Source organism: Mesorhizobium sp. P5_C1 (assembly GCF_054049815.1).
Genome location: NZ_JBFULQ010000528.1, coordinates 1 through 3,748, shown reverse-complemented (window position 1 = coordinate 3,748; position 3,748 = coordinate 1). Strand labels below are relative to the sequence as shown.

2 protein-coding genes and 1 pseudogene are annotated in these 3,748 nt (G+C 60.8%); 2 read left to right on the top strand and 1 reads right to left on the bottom strand.

The window, feature by feature from the left end:
- A partial coding sequence (locus ACXJ7R_RS27225; protein ID WP_457154522.1) for a DUF1963 domain-containing protein occupies positions 1 to 705 on the bottom strand: 705 nt, incomplete at its 3' end.
- A 440-nt stretch (positions 706 to 1,145) separates the two neighbouring features.
- On the opposite strand from ACXJ7R_RS27225, the gene ACXJ7R_RS27220 reads away from it, so the two are divergent.
- Positions 1,146 to 3,023 carry a TPR end-of-group domain-containing protein gene (locus ACXJ7R_RS27220; protein WP_457154521.1) on the top strand — a complete coding sequence of 626 codons (1,878 nt, stop codon included), beginning with the start codon at positions 1,146 to 1,148 and terminating at the stop codon, positions 3,021 to 3,023.
- 138 nt (positions 3,024 to 3,161) lie between these two features.
- Positions 3,162 to 3,748, top strand: a pseudogene (locus ACXJ7R_RS27215) (hypothetical protein); the annotation flags it as partial.

The following is a 3,748-nucleotide window of genomic DNA, read 5'->3' as shown; positions in this document are numbered from 1 at the left end:
GATTTCGTCCGTCGGATCCGATCCCAGAATCTTGGCGGTGGAGGGCATGTCGAGCGGCTGCCACTTCTGCGTCACCCGGCGCGGTTCATACCGGGTCACGAAGTGTAGCGCGTCCGACCCAAACGTGTCGGACATCGGCGCGAAGAAATAGAGGTAGCCCTTGTCGGGCAGCAGGTCGCGGCCAGGTCCCGGTGGCAGGTCCGAACAGTCGATTTGCGCCATGAAATTGAGGCGCTCGAGCAATCCCTGCCGATTGTGAACCGTCGGCCAGTCGAATTCATCCGGGACGATCGGCAGCCCGCCAAAATAGCTCATGCTGCGTTGGGGAAGACGCGGCGGAAAGACGTGCCTGATCGCGATGCGCGCCGCTTGCCCCCGTTCGATCGCTTCGCGGCCATCGACGGAAATCGGCGGGATCTTGCGCTCGACATGCGCTTTGGACTTCGCCTTGCGCTGGTCGTCGCTGTCCTTGGCTTGCTGCTGCAAGTCGGCGATCAACTTTTCCGCCGCAGTGTTGGGCCGAGGCGATGCGGCGTGGGCCGCTTCAGACGATGCCAGCGTGCGTTGACGAGCCTTGCCGACCGGCAAGGCGGGACTGTCCTGTGGTTTGCCTTTTGAAGCCGAACCGGAAAACAGCCCGGCAATGCCGCGATAGATCAGGCTGCCAACGATCAGGAGCATCGCCCCGGCCACAAGCAACGGCATCAGATTCGCCATGACGCTACCCCCATCGTCGGCTGCGTCGCCTCCTCCCGAAGCCGAATTATTGCCGTTATATGAGGCCTTGCGCAAGCAAGGGGCCGATCAGGCAGTGCAGCGGCTGAAATCAGCCAGGCTGGCCGCCCGCCTTGCGCAGCGACGCCTGGTGGACCAGCGACGTCCAGCTGTTGGTCGACGCGAGATGGCAGTAGAGCAGGCCAAGCGCCTCGGAAGCCCTGAAGCGTCCTATTCCATCGCTCCTGCCAAGCCTTCGGCCGAAAGGCCCAGCCGGCTGTAGCCTTCGACGAATTCGGGATCGTCATAGATGTCCTGGGTCACTTCCGTTCGTTCCTACTCCCGCGAACGACGTCGACGTTGGCGCCGAGGAGGTAAATCAGATAGAACTAAATCAGGCAGAACGATTGTCTGCGATTTCAGGAGACGACATGTCCGAGGAGCATGTTGAACGTCGGCTGGCGGCGATCCTGGCCGCAGATGTGGTCGGCTATAGCCGTCTTATGGAGGTTGACGAAGAGCACACTCTCAATCTCCTTCGGCAGCATCGACGGGAGTTCTTCGATCCGACCGTCACCAAGCATGGTGGGCGCATCTTTAAGGTGATGGGTGACGGCTTCCTGGTGGAGTTCGGCAGCGTGATCAATGCGGCGCGCTGCGCGGTCGAGATCCAACGCGGCATGTCCGAGCGGAATGCCGGCATCCCCGAGGACCGGCATTTCAAGTTTCGCATGGGCATCAACCTTGGCGATATCATCGTCGACGGTGATGATTTCCACGGCGACGGCGTCAATCTTGCGGTGCGGCTGCAGGGCCTCGCGATACCCGGCGGCATCGCCTGCTCGGAAGCGGTGCGCCATGCGGTCGGCAACAAGCTGGGCGTCGACTTCGCCGATCAGGGCGCCAGGACCGTCAAGAACATTGCTCAGCCGCTGCACGTCTATTTCGCCAACTGGGACCAGGGCGCCGCGCATGTCGAGACGCATGTTGCGGCCGGGAGCGTCCAGACGCTGGTGCGGTCCGACAAGCCGTCGGTGGCGATCCTACCCTTCGCCAATCTGAGCAATGATCCCGACCAGCAGTATTTCAGTGACGGCATCACTGAAGATATCATAACCGACCTCTCGAACGTCTCCGGCCTGTTCGTGCTCAGCCGCAATACGGTCTTCGCCTTCAAGGGCAGGACCGACAAGATGGAACGCATCGCCAGGGAGCTTGGCGTCGGCTACATTGTCGAGGGCAGCGTCCGCAAGGCGGGAAACCGGGTCAGGATCAATGCCGAGCTGATCGAGGGCGCCACAGACGGACACGTCTGGGCTGCCCGCTACGACCGCGACCTCACCGACATCTTCGCCGTGCAGGACGAAATCGCCAAGGCGGTCGTGGCGCAACTCAGGGTCAGGCTCCTGCCCGAGGAGAAGAAGGCTATTGAGAAGGCGCCGACGGACAATGTGGACGCCTATACGCATTATCTTCGAGGCCGCGATTACAGCCACATCGCGACCAGGGCGAACCACCTGATGGCCAGACAAAGTTATATCAGGGCCATCGAGCTTGATCCGGGATATGCCCGCGCATATGCAGGCTTGGCGGTCAGCGACGTACGCCTTCAGTCGATGTACGGCTCACCGATCCAACTGGACGACATTTTCGCGACCGCCGATAAAGCCCTGGCTCTGGACCCGAATTTGGCCGAGGCGCATTCAGCCAGAGGCTTTGCCCTGTCCCTCGCCGGCCGCCGTGCCGAGGCCGCCGCGGCGTTCGAACAGGCTCTCGCGCTCGACCCCAATTGCCACGAGGCCAACCGCTACTATGCCGAGTTCTGCGTAACCGGCGGCCAGTTCGAACTCGCCGCGACGTACTTCATGCGTGCGATGGAGATCAAACCGACCGACTACGGCGCACCGGTCATGCTGGTGAACGTCTTCCGCACTCTCGGCCAGCAGAACGACGCGGAGCTTTATGCGCGGATTGCAATGGAGAGAGCTGAAGAGGAACTCCGTCTGCATCCGGAGAAYGCCAATTGTGCCTGCCTGGGCGCGATCGTGCTGGCCTTCCTTGGTGAAGGCGATAGGGCAGCGAAGTGGCTTGAGCGGGCTCTGGCGATCGACCCTAGCGATATGAACACCCAATACAACGCCGCTTGTACCTATGCGTTGCTGGGGGAGTTCGAACGCTCGATCGACCTTTTGGAGGCGTGGCTGCCGCAGGCTGGCGCCGAGATGAGACTCTGGTTCAAGAACGATTCCGATTTCGCCTCTGTTCGCAGTCATCCTCGCTACCAGAAGTTGTTCCAGCTCCTGCAGTAGCGATACGCATTGTTCTTGAGGCAATTTTATTGCCGACAATTAAGAACCGGCCTTCAGGAAGATTTACCTGACAAACCAACGCCCTCGCCATTCCACGGATATTATGTTATGTTACTAATATAACCGAGAGGTGGGGGAATGGGTACCCGGTTCAGGCTGTTCGTTCAGCCTCCGTTTGAAGACCCAACGTCAAGCCCTGAGATCATTACGGTTTCTTCGCCGCGAGGCAGCGTCGGACCTGGCCCGTCCGATGATCTTATGTATGTCGTCGAGCCGGTCGACAAGACGCGGCCCTATGGCGTCAACCACGGCCCGCTGGGCACGCCCGTCATCTCCCTGCCGCCCTGGACGCGAGCGATCCTCGATCCCGCCGTTCCCGACGAGGAAGGCAATTTCGATCACTATCAACCCTCGACGCCCGGCTTCGAAGCAGCGCACGCGTTCGGTTGCGTCCGCTTCACGCTCGACGTTTGGGAGCGTTACATCGGCCAGCCGCTCACCTGGCATTTCCGCGATCACTACGACCGTCTGGAAATCTCCATCCTGCCGGGTTGGGATAACGCCCAATACGGCTATGGCTTCCTCGAGCTCGGCAGCCAATTCGTGCAAGACGGACGTGCGCTCCCCTTCAGCCTCGACTTCGATATCATCGCGCACGAGGTTGGCCATGCATTCGTCTACAGCATCCTCGGCATACCTGACCCGGGAGCTGAGTTCCCCGAATA